Source organism: Kluyvera sp. 1366, from assembly GCF_054823405.1.
In genome coordinates this window covers 583,066-604,747 of record NZ_JBTRDW010000002.1, presented here as the reverse complement: position 1 = coordinate 604,747, position 21,682 = coordinate 583,066, and the positions used below count along the sequence as shown (strand labels likewise).

21 protein-coding genes are annotated in these 21,682 nt (G+C 55.2%); 15 read left to right on the top strand and 6 right to left on the bottom strand.

Annotated features, from left to right (window positions below; all coding sequences use genetic code 11):
* The first annotated feature begins 40 nt into the window (after nucleotides 1–40).
* Nucleotides 41–334, top strand: a complete 294-nt coding sequence (gene iraP / locus ACVLVH_RS06340; RefSeq protein ID WP_061717593.1) for an anti-adapter protein IraP — start codon at nucleotides 41–43, stop codon at nucleotides 332–334.
* 197 nt (nucleotides 335–531) lie between these two features.
* Here iraP and ACVLVH_RS06335 read toward each other — a convergent pair whose 3' ends face one another.
* The 3 genes from ACVLVH_RS06335 to ACVLVH_RS06325 all read right to left on the bottom strand — a co-directional run bounded on the left by ACVLVH_RS06335 (nucleotide 532) and on the right by ACVLVH_RS06325 (nucleotide 3,855).
* The gene (locus tag ACVLVH_RS06335) at nucleotides 532–855 is read right to left on the bottom strand and encodes a DUF6388 family protein (RefSeq protein ID WP_101764036.1); all 324 of its coding nucleotides are present in this window, start codon (nucleotides 853–855) and stop codon (nucleotides 532–534) included.
* Nucleotides 856–1,009: 154 nt separating this feature from the next.
* Nucleotides 1,010–2,302, bottom strand: a complete 1,293-nt coding sequence (locus ACVLVH_RS06330; RefSeq protein WP_277973749.1) for an ABC transporter substrate-binding protein — start codon at nucleotides 2,300–2,302, stop codon at nucleotides 1,010–1,012.
* An 8-nt stretch (nucleotides 2,303–2,310) separates the two neighbouring features.
* Nucleotides 2,311–3,855: a methyl-accepting chemotaxis protein gene (locus tag ACVLVH_RS06325; RefSeq protein WP_277973748.1), complete on the bottom strand. Its 1,545-nt coding sequence runs from the start codon at nucleotides 3,853–3,855 to the stop codon at nucleotides 2,311–2,313.
* Nucleotides 3,856–4,050: 195 nt separating this feature from the next.
* On the opposite strand from ACVLVH_RS06325, the gene yedD reads away from it, so the two are divergent.
* Nucleotides 4,051–4,518, top strand: coding sequence for a lipoprotein YedD (gene yedD / locus ACVLVH_RS06320; protein ID WP_137386035.1), 468 nt, complete (start codon nucleotides 4,051–4,053; stop codon nucleotides 4,516–4,518).
* Between the two features lie 128 nt (nucleotides 4,519–4,646).
* On the opposite strand, the gene fliT is transcribed toward yedD, so the two are convergent.
* Genes fliT through fliD form a run of 3 tightly spaced genes read right to left on the bottom strand, consistent with a single transcriptional unit; the run spans nucleotide 4,647 to nucleotide 6,844 of the window.
* The gene (gene fliT, locus ACVLVH_RS06315; protein WP_312182535.1) at nucleotides 4,647–5,000 is read right to left on the bottom strand and encodes a flagella biosynthesis regulatory protein FliT; all 354 of its coding nucleotides are present in this window, start codon (nucleotides 4,998–5,000) and stop codon (nucleotides 4,647–4,649) included.
* Nucleotides 5,000–5,407 carry a flagellar export chaperone FliS gene (fliS, locus tag ACVLVH_RS06310; protein WP_498948989.1) on the bottom strand — a complete coding sequence of 136 codons (408 nt, stop codon included), beginning with the start codon at nucleotides 5,405–5,407 and terminating at the stop codon, nucleotides 5,000–5,002. Before fliS ends, fliT begins: the two co-directional genes overlap by 1 nt.
* A gap of 12 nt (nucleotides 5,408–5,419) precedes the next feature.
* Entirely contained in the window at nucleotides 5,420–6,844 is a 1,425-nt protein-coding gene (gene fliD, locus ACVLVH_RS06305; RefSeq protein WP_192411602.1) for a flagellar filament capping protein FliD, read from the bottom strand.
* Nucleotides 6,845–7,181: 337 nt separating this feature from the next.
* On the opposite strand from fliD, the gene ACVLVH_RS06300 reads away from it, so the two are divergent.
* From ACVLVH_RS06300 to ACVLVH_RS06240, 13 genes are all read left to right on the top strand, one after another.
* Nucleotides 7,182–8,897: a FliC/FljB family flagellin gene (locus ACVLVH_RS06300; RefSeq protein ID WP_498948987.1), complete on the top strand. Its 1,716-nt coding sequence runs from the start codon at nucleotides 7,182–7,184 to the stop codon at nucleotides 8,895–8,897.
* 179 nt (nucleotides 8,898–9,076) lie between these two features.
* Nucleotides 9,077–9,667 carry a response regulator transcription factor UhpA gene (gene uhpA, locus ACVLVH_RS06295; RefSeq protein ID WP_498948985.1) on the top strand — a complete coding sequence of 197 codons (591 nt, stop codon included), beginning with the start codon at nucleotides 9,077–9,079 and terminating at the stop codon, nucleotides 9,665–9,667.
* Nucleotides 9,667–11,163 (top strand): signal transduction histidine-protein kinase/phosphatase UhpB, encoded by a 1,497-nt coding sequence (gene uhpB, locus ACVLVH_RS06290; RefSeq protein WP_277973742.1) that lies wholly within the window; start codon nucleotides 9,667–9,669, stop codon nucleotides 11,161–11,163. The genes uhpA and uhpB overlap by 1 nt, the downstream gene beginning before the upstream one ends.
* An 8-nt stretch (nucleotides 11,164–11,171) precedes the next feature.
* Complete coding sequence (locus ACVLVH_RS06285; RefSeq protein ID WP_498949054.1) at nucleotides 11,172–12,500, top strand: MFS transporter; 1,329 nt, start codon at nucleotides 11,172–11,174, stop codon at nucleotides 12,498–12,500.
* A gap of 137 nt (nucleotides 12,501–12,637) precedes the next feature.
* Nucleotides 12,638–14,029 (top strand): hexose-6-phosphate:phosphate antiporter UhpT, encoded by a 1,392-nt coding sequence (gene uhpT / locus ACVLVH_RS06280; RefSeq protein WP_256696734.1) that lies wholly within the window; start codon nucleotides 12,638–12,640, stop codon nucleotides 14,027–14,029.
* 211 nt (nucleotides 14,030–14,240) lie between these two features.
* Entirely contained in the window at nucleotides 14,241–15,209 is a 969-nt protein-coding gene (locus ACVLVH_RS06275; protein ID WP_101764045.1) for an HNH endonuclease signature motif containing protein, read from the top strand.
* A gap of 143 nt (nucleotides 15,210–15,352) precedes the next feature.
* Nucleotides 15,353–16,075 carry an RNA polymerase sigma factor FliA gene (locus tag ACVLVH_RS06270; protein WP_007891379.1) on the top strand — a complete coding sequence of 241 codons (723 nt, stop codon included), beginning with the start codon at nucleotides 15,353–15,355 and terminating at the stop codon, nucleotides 16,073–16,075.
* A gap of 51 nt (nucleotides 16,076–16,126) precedes the next feature.
* Nucleotides 16,127–16,630 (top strand): flagella biosynthesis regulatory protein FliZ, encoded by a 504-nt coding sequence (gene fliZ / locus ACVLVH_RS06265; RefSeq protein ID WP_007891377.1) that lies wholly within the window; start codon nucleotides 16,127–16,129, stop codon nucleotides 16,628–16,630.
* Between the two features lie 131 nt (nucleotides 16,631–16,761).
* On the top strand, nucleotides 16,762–17,748 hold the full coding sequence (locus tag ACVLVH_RS06260) for a D-cysteine desulfhydrase (protein ID WP_498948982.1): 987 nt from the start codon (nucleotides 16,762–16,764) through the stop codon (nucleotides 17,746–17,748).
* 105 nt (nucleotides 17,749–17,853) lie between these two features.
* Complete coding sequence (tcyJ, locus tag ACVLVH_RS06255) at nucleotides 17,854–18,654, top strand: cystine ABC transporter substrate-binding protein (RefSeq protein WP_101764047.1); 801 nt, start codon at nucleotides 17,854–17,856, stop codon at nucleotides 18,652–18,654.
* The gene (gene tcyL, locus ACVLVH_RS06250; protein ID WP_064739084.1) at nucleotides 18,654–19,322 is read left to right on the top strand and encodes a cystine ABC transporter permease; all 669 of its coding nucleotides are present in this window, start codon (nucleotides 18,654–18,656) and stop codon (nucleotides 19,320–19,322) included. The genes tcyJ and tcyL overlap by 1 nt, the downstream gene beginning before the upstream one ends.
* Entirely contained in the window at nucleotides 19,319–20,071 is a 753-nt protein-coding gene (gene tcyN, locus ACVLVH_RS06245; protein WP_064739083.1) for an L-cystine ABC transporter ATP-binding protein TcyN, read from the top strand. Before tcyL ends, tcyN begins: the two co-directional genes overlap by 4 nt.
* Nucleotides 20,072–20,307: 236 nt before the next feature.
* Nucleotides 20,308–21,396 carry an acyltransferase family protein gene (locus ACVLVH_RS06240; RefSeq protein WP_498948981.1) on the top strand — a complete coding sequence of 363 codons (1,089 nt, stop codon included), beginning with the start codon at nucleotides 20,308–20,310 and terminating at the stop codon, nucleotides 21,394–21,396.
* The last annotated feature ends 286 nt before the right edge of the window (nucleotides 21,397–21,682 follow it).

Below are 21,682 nucleotides of genomic sequence, written 5' to 3'. Positions count from 1 at the left end.
CGGGTGCGATATAGTACTGTAAATAAAAACAGGGGTAAATATGCGCCAACTGGTTATCGATATCTTATTGAAAATGGCAAAAATGGATGTGGAAGCAAAAGAGCTGGTGGCGCAGGTAGAGGCGCAGTCGTTATTGATTGCCGCGTTGCTGATTCAGGCGAAAGAGAATAACTCGTTGACTATTTCCGATACGGTGCAGGAGGCGATTGTTACCGCTTCGCGCGCATCGCAGGAGTTTTTACAGTCCGATGTTGATCTGCTGCTGACCCACGTCAATCGTCTGCTGGCGGTGGCAAGTTATATCGAAGTAAAAGGGATTGAGCGGGAAGGGTAAGAAAAAATATTACCTCTGGAAGTGGAAATCCAGCAACACTTCCAGAGGCGGTGCAACAGCACCATTCGTTCAAGGACAATCTACGACTGACGTCGTGATGAGTAAGTTATACAAGTTTTCTCAACTTGTACAACTTTTTCCTGAACATTTTGTGTGGTTGGCGATGTATCTTTGATGCCGTTACAGTGCGTGGCCGATTACAACTCGTTTTTGATGCAGAACTCTTCCCACGTCATGCCTAAGGCTTCCGCGTGAGATTTCAGATACTTTTCAATGGCATCCGCGGCAACGGCTTTATCGGGTTCCGCGAGTTGAATGGAAAACAGCATGCCATCCAGCTTCTTCTGACGCAAAAAAGCGGCATAAATACGTTCTGCATGCCAGTCGCGTAACTGCGCTAATGACAGGTTCGCCTGGCGGGCATCGCTTTCGGTGAGTTCATCCAGTGCAGACTGGAAATCGGGGTGAGCGGCGAAAAACATCGTGCGCGCCTGAGCGTAATACTCTTCTGGGGTTTTCATTCGGTGTTCCTGCGTATCAACTTGCGCGCTAGTGTAACGCGCGCATGTGGCCTTGTCAGTTTCCGATCTTACAGAACATGGGCATCGTAGCGGCGCAATTTACTGCGCGATAAAGCGCGCCGCTACGGTATGTGCAACTTGTGATCACAGCCTATCAATGCATCTGCTGATAAATCCGCGTCACATCTTGTTGGTTCTTTGCCAGCGTTTCATCCAGCGTCAGTTTACCGCTCAGCATATCCGCCAGATTCTGCCCGACGGCGTTACCCATCTGATCAAACCCGGGAATACTCACGTACTGCACGCCCTGATAAGGCACCGGATTGAGCGTCGGCTGCTCGACGGTGGCCGAATCAATCGCCGCACGCACCTGCGCGGCATACGGCGCCAGGCGCTGATAGCTCGCCTGCTGATACGTCGAATTGCGGCTGCCCGGCGGTACCGCCCCCCAGCCGACGGTATCGGCCACTTGCTGGATATACTGTTTTGACGTCGCCCAGCTAATAAAGGCAATCGCCGCCTCGCGATTCGGCGTATTCGCCGGTACCGCCAGCGCCCACGACCATAACCAATTGGAGCCGTTACGCGTTATGCCGCCCGGTGCAGGCGCAAAGGCCAGCTTATCGGCGACTAATGAGATCTGCGGATTCACTAGCAAACCGGCTGCCACCGTACTGTCGATCCACATCGCGCATTTACCTTGCGCGGTCAGGCGCAGAATCTGGCCGAAACTGTTTTTCACCGTATCCGGCGGTCCATCCTGCTTCACTACCTGCAAATAATCACCCAGCGCTTCGCGCCACTCCGGCGAGTTGAGCGTCGGCTGCCAGGTTTCATCGAACCACTGCGCGCCATAGGCATTCGCCATGGTGGTCATGAACGCCACGTTATCGCCCCAGCCTGGCTGGCCACGCAGGCACAGACCGTAAATGCCTTTCTGCGGGTCGGTGAGTTTGGCGGCGAAGTTTTTGATATCGGTCCAGTCGGGATTATCGGGCATGGTTAACCCTTTTTGCGCAAACAGATCTTTGCGGTAGTAGGTCATGCTACTTTCACCGTAGAACGGCAGGGCGTAAAGCGTTTGCTGAAACGACAGCGCTTTGCGCACTGGCGCGATGAGATCCTGGCTGTCGTAATCGGCGGGCAGCTTATTGAGCGGCGCCAGCCAGCCTTTTTCACCCCACAGCGGCGCTTCATAGGTGCCGACGGTGATGACATCGAACTGCGCCTGGCCGCTATTCATCGCCGACAGCACCGCCTGACGCAGCGCGCCATCGTCCATCACATGCCATTGCAGTTTGACGTCAGGATGCTCCTGTTCGTAGCGCGTGGCGAGCTGCTGCATGATGGTCATATCGCCGTTAGCGATGGTGGCAATATTCAGCGTGGTCGCGGCGTGGCTCAGCAGCGGCGTGGCTAGCAACATAGCGAGAAGTTTACGCATCATCTCGCTCCTTAGCGCTGTTGCAGGCGGAAGAAGGCCATCTTCTCCACCAGCAATCCGGCATGTTCGCTAACGGTCTGGCTGGCGGCGCTGGCTTCCTGCACCAGCGAGGCGTTCTGCTGCGTCGCGCCATCCATCTGAATCACTGCGGTGTTGACCTGCTCAATGCCGCTGGATTGCTGGCGGCTGGCCACGGCAATTTCACCGACAATGTCCACCACGCGCGCCACGCCCTGATTGATGTCATTGAGCATTGCGCCGGAACGCTGCACCAGCGCACTGCCGGCTTCCACTTTACCCACGCTGGCATCGATTAACGCTTTGATCTCGTGGGCGGCCCCGGCGGACCGCTGCGCCAGCTGACGCACTTCGGACGCCACCACGGCAAAGCCGCGTCCCTGTTCACCGGCGCGTGCCGCTTCAACCGCTGCGTTGAGCGCCAGCAGGTTGGTCTGGAAGGCGATCTCATCGATCACCCGGTTGATATCCGCGATGCGCTTGCTGGAAGATTCGATCTCCTCCATCGCGCTGACCGCATCACGCAGCACGCTGCTGCCACGTTCGGCCTGATGACGCACGTCGGTGGCCAGTTCGTTGGCCTGTGCAGCGTTATCGGCGTTGTGTTTCACCGTGGCGGTCATCTGCTCCATGCTGGCGGCGGTCTGTTCCAGCGAGCTGGCCTGCGAATGGGTGCGTTCAGAGAGATCGTCATTGCCATCGGCCATCTGACGCGCCGCATCACTCAGCGCAGTGGCGCTTTCGCCCACGTCGCGCACGATCTCCGCCAGACGTACATCCATGCGCAGCAGCGACTGCATCAGTTCGCCCATCTCATCGCGTGAAACGCTGCCAATATCGTGGTTCAGTTCACCGGCCGCAATCGATTCGGCCAGCTCGCGCGCCTGAGCAATCGAGCGGTTGATCGAGCGGATCAGCAGCCAGCCGAACACCAGCGCCACGCTCAGCCCGACCAGCAAAATGATAATCAGGCTGTTACGCGCCAGCTGGTAATCGCTATTGCTCTGCTGATAGGTGAGTTCCGCATGCTGGCGCATTAACGCATCAAGCTGATCGATGTCCTGTTGCAGCAGCTGACTGCCGCTGCGTAGGCGGGTTTCAATCACCACCAGCGCGCCGGACGGGTTGCCGCCCTTTAGCAGTTCACCGGCATCTTTCAGCGCGGTTTGCCAGCCATCGAGATGGCTGATGAATTTCTGGCTAAGCGGTTTGGTTTGCGCATCAAACGACAGCTGCTGCCAGGTTTGGCGGTCTTTGGCTATCTGCTCGCCGTACTGCGCGATGCGCGCCAGACGTTTTTCCACTTCGCTGCTGTCGGTCCAGTAGCGCAGGGCATCGAACAGGGTCGCGGATTGTTCCTGCACCATGCGGTACAGGCGGGATGAATATTGCAGCGGTAACAGCTCATTCTGATAGGCGTTTTGCGCCCGTTGGTCGGCGGCGCGCAGGCCGATGATTCCCCAGATGGCGGCAACAATCAGTAAAATGCACAGCAGGCCAACAATCGATGTCAGACGCGCGCGAAGGGTCAATCGCATAACGGGATTCTCCGTAACGAAGGTGAGTGTGTAATCGGTCATTATTGTTTTTACAGGCACTTTTAACTCCAGAAGAGTTATCGGCGCAGAAGTGAGCAGCTTGAGGAAAATCATGTGGCGCGCAGCAGATACCTTGCGCAACCTGCGGGAAAAATTATAACGTAGCCGCCATTGATGCGAGTGTAGGGACCGAGAATGAAAAAGTGGATGATAGTGGCCGCGCTGGCGCTGAGTGGCTGTGCGCAGATCAGCAATTATGACCAGGCGGTGAAAACCCCGGCACCGCTGGAGCTGCAGGGCAACTGGCAAACCGTGGGGCCGCAAAGCAAGCTGATCAGTAAGCAAGCGATGGGCAGCCTGATTATTGGTGCCGAAGGCGACACGCTGGATTGCCGTCAGTGGCAGCGCGTGATTGCCAAACCGGGCAAATTAACGCGTCTGGGCGATGACTGGGTTAATGTGACGCGTCAGGTGCGCGTGATGCCGCTGGTGCTGGAGAACGGTGAGCTGCGTTACGATGGATTGAGACTGCGTAAAGTGGATCGCCCAACCGTTGAGTGCCAGCAGGCGCTGGAAGAAGTGGCGAAGCGTCCGAATGAGGCGGTGATTCAGAATATCGAGCCAGAGATTATGCGCCCGGTTTCAACGGCGACGCAGAAGTAGTTTTCCCTCACCCTAACCCTCTCCCAGTGGGAGAGGGAACAGATCGAGCCCATCTGACATATTGCAACATCTCCCTCTCCCTGTGGGAGAGGGCCGGGGTGAGGGCATCAGCGCGCAGAGTCCTAAATTTAACCCTGCGGCAAATACACGCTACCTTGCCTACCATACGCGCTCATCACCGATTTCTGCATCGATGACTGGCCCACCAGCTGCGTCAATTCATCCATACGCAACTGCAGCAGACGTTTCACTTCGCTCTCATTATCAAGAATATGGCGTAACACCGGACGCAACTGCTCTTGCAGCTGGCGCGACGGTGCGGCGGCTTCGGTTGTTTGCGCCAGTCTTTGCACCGCACTGACATAGTCCACTTCCTTGGTAATCAAATCATCCCATTCGCCGTCTGCTGCCAAACGCAGCATTCCGTGGCTGAGGTCGAGTAACTGTTGGTAAACGGTGACAAGTGACGGTGCAATATTCATTAAACGGCGTCCTGAAGGTGTTGGGATTGTACGACTTCTTTCCAGGCATCAGAGATATTGCGCAGAAGACCTTCAACTTCTTCGAGGGCTTCGACATCATTACGCAGATTAGCCTGAACCAGACGGCGAACCATGTAGGAGTAGAGTCCTAACAGGTTATCGGTCAGGTCATCGCCTGATTGCTCATCGAGGCCCTGCTTGAGTCCGCCCTCGATGATGTTAATGGCCTTGGAAATCGAGTTACCTTTTCCCTGGATATTGTTGTCCTGCATAAACAGGCGGGCGCGGACCAGTGCGCTGATCGCACCGTCAAACAGCAGCGTAACCAGCTGTTGTTGATTGGCGCTCATCACTGAGCTCTCCACCCCGATTTTTGCGTAGGCTTGTGTGCCTGTAGCGCTGTACATGGTCACTCCTTACTATTTAGAACTGCTGCTCGAAGTCATGCTATCGAACTGCTGTGTCAGGTAATCGCTGGTGCTGTTCAGCGAGCTCATGGTGACGTCGAGTTGCGTGAACTGCGTCTTATAACGCGCAATAAGGGCGTTGATACGCGTGTTCATGTTGTTGTACTGCTCAGTCAGGTTATTCAGCGTCTTGCTGACGCCATCTTTCGCGGACTGAATGCTGCCGGTAGATGACAGCCAACTGGTCAGGTTAGTCGCCAGTTTGGTGGTGATACCGGTGGTTTTACCGTCACCCACAATCATCTCTTTCACGCCCGCCGGATCTTTGGTCAGCTCGGTTTTCAGCTTGTCGGAATCCAGCGACAACTCACCGGTGGTCGGGTCGGTGGTGATACCGATTTGCGCCAGCGTTTTGTAGGTTGAAGAGCTAGCCGTGTTGGTCAGCAAACTTTTAATCTGGGTTTGAATACCGCGCAGCGTGCTATCGCCAACTAGCGCACCGTTGCTGGAATCTTGTGTATCTGAGCCGACATCCACAGCGGTGTATTTAGTCAGGCTAGTGAACTGATCCAGCAGATTGTTGTAGGCATCCACAAAGTTGGAAATTGCGGTGGAGGCTTTAGAGGTATCTTGCGTGATGGTCAACGTCTGATTACCGCTGGTGACATCATTCAGATTCAGCGTAATCCCTTCCAGCGCATCGCTAATGGTGTTGGTGCTGCTGGTGATGGCGACGTTATTGACCGTTAACTCGGCATCTTGTGCGGCAACGCTGACGTCCAGCGGGTTATCGGCATCGGTTTTGGTTGAATCAAAGCCGACAATGCCTTGCAGTGTGTCATCGCCAGTCACGGTAACGGAAGAAACCGCATTGGCCTCTCCGGTTTTCGACGCGGTTAGCGACAGACGATAAGCGCCATCACCGGTTTTGATAATACTGGCGCTGACACCGGCATTGGCACCGTTAATCGCGTCACGCATGCCAGTTAATGAGGTTTGTGCACTGGTCAGCGTAATGTCTTTACTGGTGCCGTCGGCCAGTTTGATCGACAGCGTGCGGCTGGCATCCGAGCTGCCCAGCGCAGTGGTGTTGCTGGTCTGTACGCCCGAAGTTAGCGTCTGTGCCTGCGCCAGTTGCGTCACGCTAATGCTGTATTTACCGGCAATGGTACTGCCAGACGTGGTGGCGCTGAACGCAGTGGTGCTGCTGGCTGCGCTGGTTGCGGTGAACAAATCAGCGCTGTTTAATGCCGTGTTGGCGGTTTGGAAGGTGGTTAACGCGCTCGACAAGGTGCCGTAAGCGCTCAGCTTCGCGGTATAAGCCGTCTGCTGATTAGAGATAGGCGTTAAAGACGCTTTCTCAGCCGTACTCAAGTTATCCAGGATGGTACTTAAATCGAGGCCTGAACCGATACCGAGGGTAGAAATGGTGGTCATGTTGTTTCCTTTCTATGTCGACACGGAGAATCAATACCGCGGGTTATCGGCTCTTTATGGGCAAAGTTTAGAATTATTTACCGGCGGGTAATAAAGCGAATAGCGTATATAGAGAAGGGTATTTCGGACGCTAGAAAAATGATCAGGTTGGCCTAAAGAACACTGCGGGCAGGGCGATAAAGATAAACGTGACAGGTTGAAGGGAAAAATTTTCACCTGGTCCTAAAAAAAATCTAAAGGTTGTTTAAGGGCAGACGATAACAACATTGACGGCGCTGAAGCCGGCGGGTTGAAGCCCACACCTTAACCGAAAGACTTGATTAACAGGAAAATTATCATGGCCCAAGTCATTAATACCAACAGCCTCTCGCTGATCACTCAGAACAACATCAACAAGAACCAGTCTGCTCTGTCTACCTCTATCGAGCGTCTGTCTTCTGGTCTTCGTATTAACAGCGCTAAAGATGACGCAGCGGGCCAGGCCATTGCTAACCGCTTCCAGTCTAACATCACCGGCCTGACTCAGGCGGCGCGTAACGCCAACGACGGTATCTCTGCTGCGCAGACTACTGAAGGCGCGCTGTCAGAAATCAACAACAACTTACAACGTGTTCGTGAACTGACCGTACAGTCTCAGAACGGCACCAACAGCCAATCTGACCTGGACTCAATTCAGGACGAAATCAAATCACGTCTGGACGAAATTGACCGCGTATCGGGTCAGACTCAGTTCAACGGCGTGAACGTACTGTCTAAAGACGGCTCCCTGAAAATTCAGGTTGGCGCGAACGATGGCCAGACCATCTCTATCGACCTGAAGAAGATTGACTCTTCTACTCTGGGTCTGAACGGCTTTAACGTGAATGGTTCAGGTACTATCGCTAACAAAGCGGCGACTATTAGCGACCTGTCTGCTGCTGGCGCAAACGTAACTGGTGCAGGCCCATATGCTGTAACCACTACTAATGCCTCTCTGACTGCAAGTGATGCACTTTCTCGTCTGAAAACAGGTGATACCGTCGTAACTACTGGTACCAGTGGTGCTACTTATACTTATGATGCTGACAAAGGCAACTTCACAACTACTGCGACTGTAACTGATGCAAACACCACTACTTTTGCTAACACACTTAAACCAGCCGCAGGTACAACAGCTTCAGGTACCTATACTCGTAGCACTGGGAGTGTTGATTTCGATGTAGATGCGAACGGCGCTGTAACTATCGGTGGCCAAGCTGCTTATCTGACCACTGAAGGTAACCTTACAACAAACAACGCTGGTGCAGGCACAACTGCTGCTACCTTGGGATCTATGTTCCAGAGCGGAAGTGATGTTGCTTCAGCAGGTTCAATCAAACTCAGCGGTACTACTTATAACTTCGCTGGCACAGCAGATTCAGGTCTGACTTATACCAAAACTGTTAGCAAAGATGCTGTCCTGAGTGACATCAATGCAGCTGCAACTGCTAACGCAGCAGTAACTGGCGCTACCATTAACTATAACAGCGGCGTGCAGACTTTTGCTGCAACCTTCGGTGGCGCAAACACCAACGGTGCTGGCAACGCACTGAACACTTACGTCGATAGTGATAAAGAGCTGACTACTACTGCTGCTTATACTGTTAACTACAACGTTGACAAAGACACAGGTACAGTAACTGTTGCTTCAAACGGTGCTGGCGCAACTGGTAAATACGCTGCTGAAGTTGGCTCACAGGCTTATGTAAACACTGCTGGCAAACTGACCACCGAAACTACCAGCGCTGGTACTGCAACTACCGATCCACTGGCCGCTCTGGACTCAGCTATCAGCAGCATCGATAAGTTCCGTTCAAGCCTGGGTGCGATTCAGAACCGTCTGGATTCAGCGGTAACTAACCTGAACAACACCACCACTAACCTGTCTGAAGCACAGTCTCGTATTCAGGATGCTGACTACGCAACTGAAGTTTCGAACATGTCTAAAGCACAGATCATCCAGCAGGCGGGTAACTCAGTGTTGGCGAAAGCTAACCAGGTTCCACAGCAGGTTCTGTCTCTGCTGCAGGGCTAATCGCTCAAAGCTTCTTGCTTATCAAACCCCGCTTCGGCGGGGTTTTTTTATACCTGCATATTCATAATATGCATATTTGCAGGCGCAACAAATTACGTGACCCAAACCCACCCATTCCCCTTGAAGCTTCCCCCGCTTATCGCTAAGGTAAGCGCGTTTTTTCACCGCCAGGAAACCTCATGACCACCATTGCGCTCATCGACGACCATGTGATCGTCCGTTCGGGTTTTGCCCAATTGTTGGGGCTGGAACCGGATTTTCAGGTTGTTGCCGAGTGCGGTTCCGGGCGGGAAGCGCTCAATATGCTGCCGGGGCGTGGCGTACAAGTGTGCATCTGCGATATCTCGATGCCGGATATTTCCGGGCTCGAGTTATTGAGCCAACTGCCGAAAGGCATGGCGACCATTATGCTGTCGGTGCACGACAGTCCGGCGCTGGTGGAGCAGGCGCTGAATGCGGGCGCGCGCGGATTCCTCTCCAAACGTTGCAGCCCCGATGAACTGATCGCCGCGGTGCATACCGTGGCCAAAGGCGGCTGCTATCTGACGCCCGACATCGCCCTGAAGCTCGCCTCCGGACGTCAGGACCCGCTCACCAAACGCGAACGCCAGGTGGCGGAAAAACTGGCGCAAGGTTTAGCGGTAAAAGAGATCGCGGCCAAACTGGGCCTGTCGCCAAAAACCGTTCACGTTCATCGCGCCAATTTGCTGGAAAAGCTCAACGTCAGTAACGACGTTGAACTGGCGCGCCGCATGTTTGATGGCTGGTAATGCAGCCACTCTTTTCGCGGCTGATTGCCGTCATCGCCAGTTTTTGTATCTTTTCTGCCGCGTGGTTTTGCCTGTGGAGCATCAGCCTGCATCTGGCGGATCGTCCTGAGCTGGCGGTGTTGCTGTTTCCCTTTGGCCTGCGCCTTGGCCTGATGTTGCAATGCCCGCGCGCCTACTGGCCGGTGCTGCTCGGTGCCGAAGGGTTGCTGCTTTATTGGCTGTCGCGCGAAGTGGCGCTGGCGCATCTGCCGCTGCTGATGCTGGGTAGCGTGCTGACGCTGCTGCCGGTGGCGCTGATCTCCCGTTATCGTCATCAACGCGACTGGCACACCTTGCTGTGGCAGGGCGGTGCGATGGTGTGCGCGGCGCTGCTGCAGGCGTTGCCGTGGATCGCAGAACCCGCCGCACTGAATGCGGTGCTGCTCACACTCACCGGCGCGCTGACCGTGGCACCAACCTGTTTGGTGATCTGGCATTACCTCACCAGCACGCGCTGGCAGCCGCTTGGCCCTTCGCTGGTCGGTCAGCCGGTTAACTGGCGCGTGCGCCATCTGTTTGGTTATGTGCTGCTGTTTATGGTCAGCCTGTGGTTGCAGCTGGGTCTGCCCGCAGAGCTGTCGCGCTTCACACCGTTTTGTCTGGCGCTGCCGATCATTGCGCTGGCATGGCATTACGGCTGGCAGGGCGCGCTGATTGCCACACTGATGAACGCCATCGCGCTGATCGCCAGCCAGACCTGGCACGATCACGCGGTCGATCTGCTGCTCTCCCTGCTGGCGCAAAGCCTGACCGGGCTGCTGCTCGGCGCGGGTATTCAGCGTTTACGCGAGCTCAATCAGTCGCTGCAAACCGAGTTGGTGCGCAATCGCCGTCTGACGGAGCGCCTGCTGGAGACCGAAGAGAGCGTCAGACGCGAAGTGGCGCGCGAGCTGCACGATGATATCGGCCAAACCATCACCGCGATTCGTACCCAAGCCGGGATCATGCAGCGCATCAGCCCGGAAAGTGGCGTGAAGCAGAGCGGCATGTTGATTGAGCAGCTGTCGCTGGGCATTTACGATTCGGTGCGCCGTTTGCTGGGACGCTTGCGTCCGCGCCAGTTGGACGATCTTTCGCTCGAGCAGGCAATCCGTTCGCTGATGCGGGAAATGGAGCTGGAAGGGCACGGCATTATCAGCCATCTCGACTGGCAGATTGATGAAGCGCGACTGAGTGAAGCGCAGCGCGTCACGCTGTTTCGCGTTTGTCAGGAAGGACTCAATAACGTGGTGAAACACGCCAGCGCCCGTGCGGTGACGCTGCAAGGCACATTGCAGGACGAGCGGTTGCAGCTGGTAATCGAAGACGACGGCTGCGGCTTACCGCTGGGTTCCCCGCAGCACGGTTTTGGCCTTGCCGGCATGCGCGAACGCGTGACGGCACTCGGCGGCTCGCTGGGGATCTCCTGCACCCACGGCACGCGCGTTAGCGTCACGTTACCGCTGCGCAAGGGATAACCAATATGATGTTCAGATTTCTCAAAGCGCCCGCCAGCGCGGAGCCGATCAGCGATAAAGCGGCCATTGATGCACGCTATCGCTACTGGCGTCGCCATATCATGATCACCATCTGGCTCGGCTATGCGCTGTTCTATTTCACCCGTAAAAGCTTCAACGCCGCGTCGCCGGAAATTCTGGCGGCGGGCGTGATGACGCGCACCGACATCGGCCTGCTGGCGACGCTGTTTTACATCACTTACGGCCTGTCGAAGTTTTTCTCTGGCATCGTCAGCGACCGCTCTAACGCGCGCTACTTCATGGGCATCGGGCTGATAGCGACAGGCGTGGTGAATATTCTGTTTGGTTTCTCCACATCGCTGTGGGCTTTCGCCGTGTTGTGGGTGTTAAATGCCTTTTTCCAGGGATGGGGATCGCCGGTCTGTGCGCGTCTGCTGACCAGCTGGTTTTCCCGCACCGAACGCGGCGGCTGGTGGGCGCTGTGGAACACGGCACAGAACGTTGGCGGTGCGCTGATCCCGATGATCGTCGGTGCCGCCGCGCTGCACTATGGCTGGCGCGCTGGCATGATGATCGCGGGCGGACTGGCGATCGTCGCCGGTATTTTTCTCTGCTGGCGCCTGCGCGATCGCCCGCAAACCGTGGGTTTACCGCCGGTCGGTGACTGGCGCCACGATGCGCTGGAGATCGCCCAGCAGCAAGAGGGCGCAGGGCTGACTCACAAACAGATCCTTGCCAAATATGTGCTGCTCAACCCTTACATCTGGCTGCTGTCGTTGTGTTACGTGCTGGTTTACGTGGTGCGTGCCGCGATTAACGACTGGGGCAATCTCTATATGTCCGAGACGCTGGGCGTCAATCTGGTGACGGCCAACTCGGCGGTGACCATGTTTGAACTCGGTGGCTTCGGCGGCGCTTTAGTGGCGGGATGGGGATCGGATAAATTGTTCAACGGCAATCGCGGGCCGATGAACCTGATCTTTGCCGCTGGCATTTTGCTGTCAGTGGGATCGCTGTGGCTGATGCCGTTTGCCAGCTACGTGATGCAGGCTGCGTGTTTCTTTACCATCGGCTTTTTTGTCTTCGGCCCGCAGATGTTGATTGGCATGGCGGCGGCGGAATGTTCGCATAAAGACGCGGCGGGCGCGGCGACCGGCTTTGTTGGCCTGTTTGCCTATCTGGGCGCATCGCTCTCCGGCTGGCCGCTGGCGCGGGTGATCGATGTCTGGCACTGGAACGGTTTCTTTGCGGTCATCGCATGCGCGGCGGGCATATCGGCCTTGCTGCTGTTGCCATTCCTGCATGCTCAAACGCCGCGCCAGCGCGAGGAAGTGTGATGCATCCCCGCTTTTTACCCTTACATCGACAAAACTAAGAAATTTTCCCGGTTGCGCCGGGCAGTTGTCTCAGGCCGAAACCGCTGCTGATTTTTACAATGCCTGCCATCACGCAGGTCATTAATCAGGAGCACTCCATGCTGGCTTTCTTAAATCAGGTGCGCAAGCCGACCCTGAATCTGTCGCTCGAAGAGCGGCGCAAGATGTGGTTCAAACCCTTTATGCAGTCCTATCTGGTGGTCTTTATCGGCTACCTGACCATGTATCTGATCCGCAAAAATTTCAACATTGCGCAGAACGACATGATCACCACCTACGGACTCAGCATGACCCAGTTGGGGATGATTGGCCTCGGCTTCTCCATTACGTACGGCGTCGGTAAAACGCTGGTCTCCTATTACGCCGATGGGAAAAATACCAAGCAGTTCCTGCCGTTTATGCTGATCCTCTCGGCCATCTGCATGCTGGGCTTCAGCGCCAGCATGGGCGCGGGCTCGGTGAGTTTGTTCCTGATGATCACGTTTTATGCGCTGAGCGGCTTCTTCCAAAGTACTGGCGGATCCTGTAGCTACTCCACCATCACCAAATGGACGCCGCGCCGGAAACGCGGCAGCTATCTGGGGATGTGGAATATTTCGCACAACCTGGGCGGCGCAGGTGCAGCGGGTGTGGCGCTGTTTGGTGCCAATTACCTGTTTGATGGGCATGTGGTCGGCATGTTTGTGTTTCCGTCACTGATAGCGCTGGTGGTCGGTTTTATCGGTCTGCGCTACGGCAGCGATTCACCCGAATCTTACGGTCTGGGTAAAGCCGAGGAACTGTTTGGCGAAGAGATCAGCGAAGAGGACAAAGAGACCGAAGATCAGGCGATGACCAAATGGCAGATCTTTGTCGAGTACGTGCTGAAAAACAAAGTGATTTGGCTGCTGTGCTTCGCCAACATCTTCCTGTACGTGGTGCGCATTGGTATCGATCAGTGGTCGACGGTGTATGCCTTCCAGGAATTAAAACTGTCAAAAGAGGTGGCGATTCAGGGCTTCACGCTGTTTGAAGTCGGTGCGTTAGTCGGCACGCTGCTGTGGGGCTGGTTGTCGGATCTGGCGAATGGTCGTCGTGCGCTGGTGGCATGCGTGGCGCTGGCGTTGATTATCGCCACGCTTGGTATCTATCAACATGCCAGCAATCAGTATGTTTATCTGGCGTCGCTGTTTGCCTTGGGCTTCCTGGTGTTTGGTCCGCAGCTGTTAATTGGCGTTGCCGCTGTCGGCTTTGTGCCGAAAAAAGCCATTGGCGCCGCCGATGGCATCAAAGGCACCTTTGCTTACCTGATTGGTGACAGCTTCGCCAAGTTAGGCTTGGGAATGATCGCCGATGGCACGCCCATCTTTGGCTTAACCGGTTGGGCCGGGACCTTTGCGGCGCTGGATGCCGCCGCGATCGGCTGTATCGCCTTAATGGCGATGGTGGCGGTATTTGAAGAGCGTAAGATTCGCCGTGAAAAGCGTCTGCAACGGTTGAAAGCAGCATGATGTTTAGCCCCGGTTTTCACCGGGGCTTTTTCGGGCGATAAATCCTGCTGACCTAAAACAAATTCATACGCAGGGGAATGGACGATTTTAGCTGCTGCACTACTTCCTCAGAAAAGTAACCACCTTGTTACAGTCCTCGCGCAGATTGCCGATAACTCCCCTCAGAATCATTCCAATTTTTGAACCACATTTTTCCGTTTCTGGGGTGTCTATGCGCTTCAATTATGACTTGTTACCGGGTGAGCTACTGACCTTCGAAGAGATTGCCCTGCGCTACACGCAGCAGCATCCCGACGAGAAAGAGCTTACCGCACGCGGGTTGCTGAGCCCATCGACCAGCTTTCGCAATTTGGTGATCCGCGCGCTGTTCGCGCAGGAGGAGATCAACAGCCCGATCGAGGATCTGCTGTTTGTCTCGGACGACAACGAGCGCAAAAATTATCTGCGTCGCTTTGAGCACTACCTGAAAAACCAGCAGGCGTTTCTCTACTTCCGGCGCAACGACGAAGCGCGCAAAGAAGGGCGCTGGAAAGTGGTCGGCGAAACCCAGGTGTTCGCCATGCTCGATCCCAATTCAGCAGCGGCACAGAATCTGCTCAACAGCCGGGGCTTTAAGCTGGTGCTGATGCGGCAGACCGAAGAGGATGAGTATTGGCAGCTGTTCGATGCGCAGGCGCATCCGTGCTTCCCGCTGTCGCGCAAAATCCAGTTTCTGGTGGTGTTGAGCACGCCGCAATACAAAGTGCCGAGCGGCGTGATGCCCGGCACAGAAGTCGGACGCCGCGTAAAAGCTAAAGTGCTGCAGCGCTCCAGCCAGGCGGAGTTTACCTCGGCGGTAAAAGCGCGCTACGGCGCCTGCATTATCACCGGCACGCAGCTAACCGAACGTCACAGCTGGCCGTGGGTGGAAGCCTGCTACATCGACACGCAAGAGAACGAAGAGGGCTTTCTGGCGGATAACAGCGCCGATAACGGCTTATTCCTGCGCAGCGACCTGCAGCGGCTGTTTATCAACAAAATGATAAGCATCAACGCGGAAACCGGTCAGGTGCTGTTTAATCCTGCGCTGGAAACTGAAGCGTTGATTACCCCTTTTTATCAGGCACTTGAGGGCAAAGTTTGCGCATTATGGGACGCGGTGCCGCCTGGCACGCGGGAAAGACTGCGTAATTTGCGCTAACGCCCGCGCGGATGGCGGTGCGATCCACCGCCATCCATAACAAATTTGAAATAACCTCGCTTTTGCCCGCCTATTCTGCCAATCAAAACCCCTACAGAATTGGATAATCATGCCGATAACTTTACTAACGCAGGGTAGTCAACGTGAACGATCTCTATACCGCCGATGGCGTGATGGATAAACATTCGCTCTGGCAGCGCTACGTTCCTCTGGTGCGGCATGAAGCGCTGCGCCTGCAGGTTCGTTTGCCAGCCAGCGTTGAGCTTGACGATCTGCTGCAGGCCGGTGGCATTGGCTTATTAAATGCCGTGGAGCGCTACGATGCGCTACAGGGCACCGCCTTTACTACCTACGCCGTGCAGCGTATCCGGGGAGCAATGCTGGATGAGCTGCGCAGTCGCGACTGGGCACCACGCAGCGTACGCAGAAATGCGCGCGAAGTGGCAGGTGCCATGCATCAGGTAGAACAAGCGTTGGGGCGCTCGGCTACTGAGCAGGAAGTGGCTGAGCGACTGAATGTTTCGCTGGAGGAGTATCGGCAGATTCTGCTCGATACCAACAACAGCCAACTCTTCTCCTACGACGAGTATCGGGAAGAACACGGCGACAGTGCGGAGCTGGTGACGGAGGGGCATGAGGAAGCCAACCCGCTTCATCAGTTGTTGGAAGGAAACCTACGTGACCGCGTGATTGAAGCGATTGAGGCCTTGCCTGAACGTGAAAAACTCGTGCTCACACTGTACTACCAGGAAGAACTGAACCTGAAGGAGATTGGCGCGGTGCTGGAAGTGGGGGAATCCCGCGTCAGTCAACTGCACAGTCAGGCGATCAAACGCCTGCGTGCCCGATTATCGGGGGCGCGCTAACAGTCTCAGTTCCTGGCGATCGAAAAAAACAATAAAACCGGGGACTCAGCAATGGGAGCCAAAGTTAAAGCCAGACCGTTAAGTCGCTATCTTAAAGACTATAAGCACAGCCAAAGCAATTGTTCACACTGTGGCAAAGTTTTAGATCGTATGGCGTTAGTCTTTCGCGGCCAGATCATCAATAAAGAGGCCATCGCACGCATGGACCAAATGATTGACGATCAGGTGTGGATGAAACTCCAGCCAGAATTGACCGCCTTGTGTCGTTTCTGCAGCGATATATTTTGTAATACCCATCCGAATTACTTCGACATTATGGCGTTTAAGCAATACCTGTTTGAGCAGACCGAGATGAGCCACAGTACCATACGTGAGTATGTGGTACGTTTGCGTCGGCTTGATGACATGCTGAAGGCGAAAAATTTCCCGGCCGATCGTTTACGGGGCAATAGCTGGCATGAATGTCTGGAGAACGATCTGCCTGATGCGGGCAATAACAATTACCGCATCGCACTGCGCAAATATGACCAGTTTTTAGGCTGGCAGCAGGGCTGAGGGAGATCCCACCCTTGTTGTTGTCGAGCATGACAGCAACAAGGGCAGCACGCGGTGAATTCCGGGTGCGACTTTTCTCATCTTCTGCAACACTGTATGGATAACTGCACATTGCCCGAATGGAGGCTGCATTGTCCTTACATCTTCTGCACCAGTTCCCCCGTCTTGAATTACTCGGTGCACCAACGCCGCTTGAGCATTTGCCCCGGCTTTCTGACTATCTTGGTCGCGATATCTTTATTAAGCGCGATGACTTCACGCCGGTGGCCCTCGGCGGTAACAAACTGCGTAAACTCGAATTCCTGGCTGCGGATGCGCTGCGCGAAGGCGCGGATGTGCTGCTGACGGCGGGCGCCATTCAATCTAACCATGTGCGTCAAACCGCCGCCGTGGCGGCGAAGCTCGGCCTGAAGTGCGTGGCGCTGCTGGAAAACCCGATTGGCACCACGTCAGAAAACTACCTCAGCAACGGCAATCGCCTGATGCTTGATTTGATGGATGTGGAAATCGTCATGGTTGATGCGCTGCACAATCCCACTGAACAGCTGGCCGCTCAGGCCGAACACCTCGAAGCGCAGGGATTCCGCCCGTATATTGTGCCGGTCGGCGGTTCCAATGCGCTCGGTGCGCTCGGCTACGTTGAGTGCGCGCAGGAGATTGCGCATCAAAGCGAAGGCGTGGTGGATTTTGCCGCGGTGGTGGTCGCTTCCGGCAGCGCCGGCACGCACGCGGGCCTGGCGGTGGGTCTGGAACAGCTGCTGCCCGAAACCGAATTGGTCGGCGTCACCGTGTCGCGCAAAGTTGAGGCGCAGTTGCCGGTGGTGGAGCGCATTCGCAGCGCGCTGGCTGAGCAGCTGGAAGTGCAGTCCAAAGCGCCGATCACCTTGTGGGATGATTACTTCGCGCCGCGTTACGGCGAGCCAAACGATGAGGGCATGGCGGCGGTGAAACTGCTGGCGCGCCTGGAAGGCATCATGCTCGATCCGGTCTACACCGGTAAAGCGATGGCGGGATTAATCGATGGTATTGCGCAAAATCGCTTCCGTCGTGAAGGTCCATTGCTGTTCGTGCATACCGGGGGATCGCCGGCGTTATTTGCTTATCACCCTTCGGTCTGAGACAGAACGTAAAAACGGTTTATAATCCAGCGGTTATTCAAACGGTCGCCGTCGAGGGCGGCCTGACTAAGCACACAACAACACATCACAATAAATGGGGTAAACATGACTTTCTCTCCAATTCGTCGCCAAATGGTGATGGGCATGATGGCGGTCGCGCTGGTCGCGGGCGTTAACGTTAAATCCTTTGCCGCTGAAGATTTGCTGGCAAAAGTAAAGAGTAAAGGCGAGCTGCGCGTCGGTCTGGAAGGCACTTATCCGCCGTTCAGCTTCCAGGATGAAAAAGGCCAGTTGACCGGCTTCGAAGTGGAGTTCGCGCAGGCGCTGGCTCAACACCTTGGCGTGAAAGCCGATCTGCGTCCGACCAAATGGGACGGCATGCTGGCGTCGCTGGATTCCAAACGCATCGACGTAGTGATCAATCAGGTCACCATTTCCCCTGAGCGCAAGAAAAAGTATGACTTCTCTACGCCGTACACCATTTCTGGCGTGCAGGCGCTGACGCTGAAGAAAAACGCAGCGACCGTCACCAAGCCAGACGATCTGGCCGGCAAGAAAGTCGGCGTCGGTCTCGGCTCCAACTACGAGCAGTGGCTGAAGGATAACGTGCCGAAAGCCGATGTGCGTACCTATGATGATGACCCAACCAAGTATCAGGATCTGCGTTCAGGCCGTTTAGACGCCATTCTGGTTGATCGTCTGGCGGCACTGGATCTGGTGAAGAAAACCGGAGACACCATGGCGGTAGCGGGTCCGGCCTTCTCCCGTCTGGAATCGGGCGTGGCGCTGCGTAAAGGCAACGACGATCTGCTGAAAGCGATCGACTCCGCCATCGCGGACATGCAGAAAGATGGCTCGCTGAGCAAACTGTCTGAAAAATGGTTCGGCGCGGACGTCACTAAATAATGCAGGAAAGCTTACAACTGGTGCTGGATTCAGCACCATTTTTACTGAAAGGCGCGCTCTTCACGCTGCAGTTGAGTATCGGCGGGATGTTCTTCGGCCTGATACTCGGCTTCGTGCTGGCGTTGATGCGCCTGTCACACTTCTGGCCGATCAACTGGCTGGCACGCATCTACGTGTCGATTTTCCGTGGCACGCCGCTCATCGCCCAACTGTTTATGATCTATTACGGACTGCCGCAGTTTGGTATCGAGCTGGATCCGATTCCGTCGGCGATGATTGGTCTGTCGCTGAATACCGCCGCTTACGCCTCTGAATCGCTGCGTGGTGCGATTGCCGCGATTGAGCGCGGGCAGTGGGAAGCCGCTGCCAGCATCGGCATGACGCCGTGGCAAACGCTGCGTCGCGTGATCCTGCCGCAGGCCGCGCGCACCGCGCTGCCGCCGCTGGGCAACAGCTTTATCAGCCTGGTGAAAGATACCTCGCTGGCCGCCACCATTCAGGTGCCGGAGCTGTTCCGTCAGGCGCAGCTGATCACCTCACGTACGCTGGAAGTGTTCACCATGTATCTGGCGGCCTCGCTGATTTACTGGGTGATGGCGACCGTGCTGTCGGCGTTGCAAAATCGCCTGGAAGCGCATGTGAATCGACAGGATCGGGAGGGCAAATGAGTGCAATTGAAGTCCGTCAGCTGGTGAAGCAGTTTCACGGCCAGACGGTGCTGCACGGCATCGATCTCGACGTGGCACCAGGCGAAGTGGTGGCCATTATCGGACCGAGCGGCTCCGGTAAAACCACGCTGCTGCGCAGTATCAATTTGCTGGAAGTGCCGGAAAGCGGACGTATCAAAGTTGGCGATATTGCCATTGATGCGGCGCTCGGCCTCAACAAGCAGAAGCAGCTGGTGCGCCAGTTGCGTCAGCAGGTTGGCTTTGTGTTCCAGAACTTCAATCTGTTCCCGCACCGCTCGGTGCTGGAGAACATCATTGAAGGGCCGGTGATCGTCAAGGGCGAGCCGAAGGCGGAAGCCATCGCGCGTGCGCGCAGTCTGCTGGAAAAAGTGGGATTGCACGGCAAGGAAGAGAGTTTTCCGCGTCGTCTCTCCGGCGGACAGCAACAGCGTGTGGCGATTGCTCGCGCGCTGGCGATGCGTCCGGAAGTGATTCTGTTTGATGAGCCGACCTCGGCGCTTGATCCTGAGCTGGTGGGCGAGGTGCTCAACACCATTCGCGCGCTGGCGCAGGAGAAACGCACCATGGTGATCGTCACCCATGAGATGAGCTTTGCGCGCGACGTCGCGGATCGCGCCATCTTTATGGATCAGGGACGCATCGTGGAGCAGGGCGCAGCAAAAGCGCTGTTCAGCAATCCTCAACAGGCACGTACCCGGCAATTTCTCGACAAGTTTCTTAACCAATAATCTTCAGCGTCGCCTGATAAGGGCGACGCTTTTCTTATCTCTCCCGGTATTTTTCTTCTCAGTATTTTCCTAAAGTTAATTTATCTGACTTTAATAACTTTATGAATTTTAACGTTTAAATTTCAGCAGCATCCTGCGCGACTTAGGGTGATTTCTTATTAGGAAAGTCCCGATTGAGACATCTTTGTAAATATAAATAATTCTTTACAAATTCATGGCGCAATTAGGACATAGCAATGACAACTGCCAGGAAAGAGGTCCTGTGGATCAACACGCTCAAAGGGGGCTGCATTTTGATGGTGGTATTACACCACTCCATCATCACCACGTTCGCGCCTTCACTGCATCATCTCACGGCTGGGCTGCTGCCAGCGCACTGGTGGGTGGCGTTTAACACCTATCTGTCGCCGCTGCGCATGCCGGCCTTCTTTTTTGTCTCCGGTTTGCTGGCTGCCAGTTCAATCACCAAAAAGAGCTGGAAAGAGGTGTTCACCAAGAAGTTCAGCAACATCGTCTATCTCTACCTGCTGTGGGGCGTCATTCAGTGGCTGAGCATTCACTACATCTCCACCCATCTCGGGGAACGGCTCTCCAGCAGCAAAAACGCCGCCTATGCGGACACGCCGTTTGAGTTCGTTAAGCTGCTGATGACCTCGATGACGAGCCTGTGGTATCTCTACGCGCTGGCCGGATTCTTCCTGTTCACCAAGCTGTTCCACAAACAGAAGATGGCCTTGATGGCGCTGGCGATTGTCGCGACTTACGCCGCGCAGTTTAGCCTGATTCCCGGCTGGGGACCCGCCAGCGTGGCGCAGAACTATCTCTATTTCCTGCTCGGCGTGTTCTTCAGCCAGGCGTTGATCGAGTTGAGCGAACTGAAGCGTCAGCACTGGTTGATGCTGGGCGGCATTGCGCTGATTGGCCTGCTGCACCATGTCGGCGGCATCTATAAGAATCCGTTCTACAGCTTGCTGACCATTGTGTTTGGCATTGTGCTGTGCCGCTTGCTCAATGAACATTTCAATATGGCGTGGCTTAACTGGATTGGCCGTAACACGCTGCAAATCTACGTGCTGCACCGTATCTTTATTGAGCTGCTGGGGCTGAGTGCGATTGTGCTGGCGGTGCATTATGGCTGGTTTGACCATACCGTCTTTAGCTGGGCATGGGCGCTGCTGATGCCGATTACCGGCGTTGCGTTGTGTACCAGTATTTCGCTGCTGGTGTGGACGCTGCTCAACCGTGGTCCGGGCCGCATGCTGTTTCTCTATCCGCGCCTGCTGCGCAAACCTGCGCTCGAAAGCAAAAGCGCACCGCTGCAATGATTTTGTTGGTCAAGCGCCGCTACATTCCGTAGCGGCGCAATTCATTGTGCGATAAATCACGACGCTACGGAATGCGCGGTAATAAATCGCTTAGCACAACGCTAATATTCCTGCTTATCCATTTGCCACATTAAATAAATCCACATTTAGAATTTGAATTTAGTCTGGCATAAGAAAGGGTGGATTGTTCTTAATTTCCCTGCGCGACAACGATCACACTTATTTTACTCAATTATCTTTTAGTGACTCAAATTAAGACAAATTTCCTTAGCCTGCTCAGGGTTCT

Bases quoted from the DNA above. Each gene is read 5' to 3' on its own strand.
- iraP (WP_061717593.1), top strand. From the start codon at position 41: ATGCGCCAACTGGTTATCGATATCTTATTGAAAATGGCAAAAATGGAT.
- ACVLVH_RS06335 (WP_101764036.1), bottom strand. From the start codon at position 855: ATGAAAACCCCAGAAGAGTATTACGCTCAGGCGCGCACGATGTTTTTC.
- ACVLVH_RS06330 (WP_277973749.1), bottom strand. From the start codon at position 2,302: ATGATGCGTAAACTTCTCGCTATGTTGCTAGCCACGCCGCTGCTGAGC.
- ACVLVH_RS06325 (WP_277973748.1), bottom strand. From the start codon at position 3,855: ATGCGATTGACCCTTCGCGCGCGTCTGACATCGATTGTTGGCCTGCTG.
- yedD (WP_137386035.1), top strand. From the start codon at position 4,051: ATGAAAAAGTGGATGATAGTGGCCGCGCTGGCGCTGAGTGGCTGTGCG.
- fliT (WP_312182535.1), bottom strand. From the start codon at position 5,000: ATGAATATTGCACCGTCACTTGTCACCGTTTACCAACAGTTACTCGAC.
- fliS (WP_498948989.1), bottom strand. From the start codon at position 5,407: ATGTACAGCGCTACAGGCACACAAGCCTACGCAAAAATCGGGGTGGAG.
- fliD (WP_192411602.1), bottom strand. From the start codon at position 6,844: ATGACCACCATTTCTACCCTCGGTATCGGTTCAGGCCTCGATTTAAGT.
- ACVLVH_RS06300 (WP_498948987.1), top strand. From the start codon at position 7,182: ATGGCCCAAGTCATTAATACCAACAGCCTCTCGCTGATCACTCAGAAC.
- uhpA (WP_498948985.1), top strand. From the start codon at position 9,077: ATGACCACCATTGCGCTCATCGACGACCATGTGATCGTCCGTTCGGGT.
- uhpB (WP_277973742.1), top strand. From the start codon at position 9,667: ATGCAGCCACTCTTTTCGCGGCTGATTGCCGTCATCGCCAGTTTTTGT.
- ACVLVH_RS06285 (WP_498949054.1), top strand. From the start codon at position 11,172: ATGTTCAGATTTCTCAAAGCGCCCGCCAGCGCGGAGCCGATCAGCGAT.
- uhpT (WP_256696734.1), top strand. From the start codon at position 12,638: ATGCTGGCTTTCTTAAATCAGGTGCGCAAGCCGACCCTGAATCTGTCG.
- ACVLVH_RS06275 (WP_101764045.1), top strand. From the start codon at position 14,241: ATGCGCTTCAATTATGACTTGTTACCGGGTGAGCTACTGACCTTCGAA.
- fliZ (WP_007891377.1), top strand. From the start codon at position 16,127: ATGGGAGCCAAAGTTAAAGCCAGACCGTTAAGTCGCTATCTTAAAGAC.
- tcyJ (WP_101764047.1), top strand. From the start codon at position 17,854: ATGACTTTCTCTCCAATTCGTCGCCAAATGGTGATGGGCATGATGGCG.
- tcyL (WP_064739084.1), top strand. From the start codon at position 18,654: ATGCAGGAAAGCTTACAACTGGTGCTGGATTCAGCACCATTTTTACTG.
- tcyN (WP_064739083.1), top strand. From the start codon at position 19,319: ATGAGTGCAATTGAAGTCCGTCAGCTGGTGAAGCAGTTTCACGGCCAG.
- ACVLVH_RS06240 (WP_498948981.1), top strand. From the start codon at position 20,308: ATGACAACTGCCAGGAAAGAGGTCCTGTGGATCAACACGCTCAAAGGG.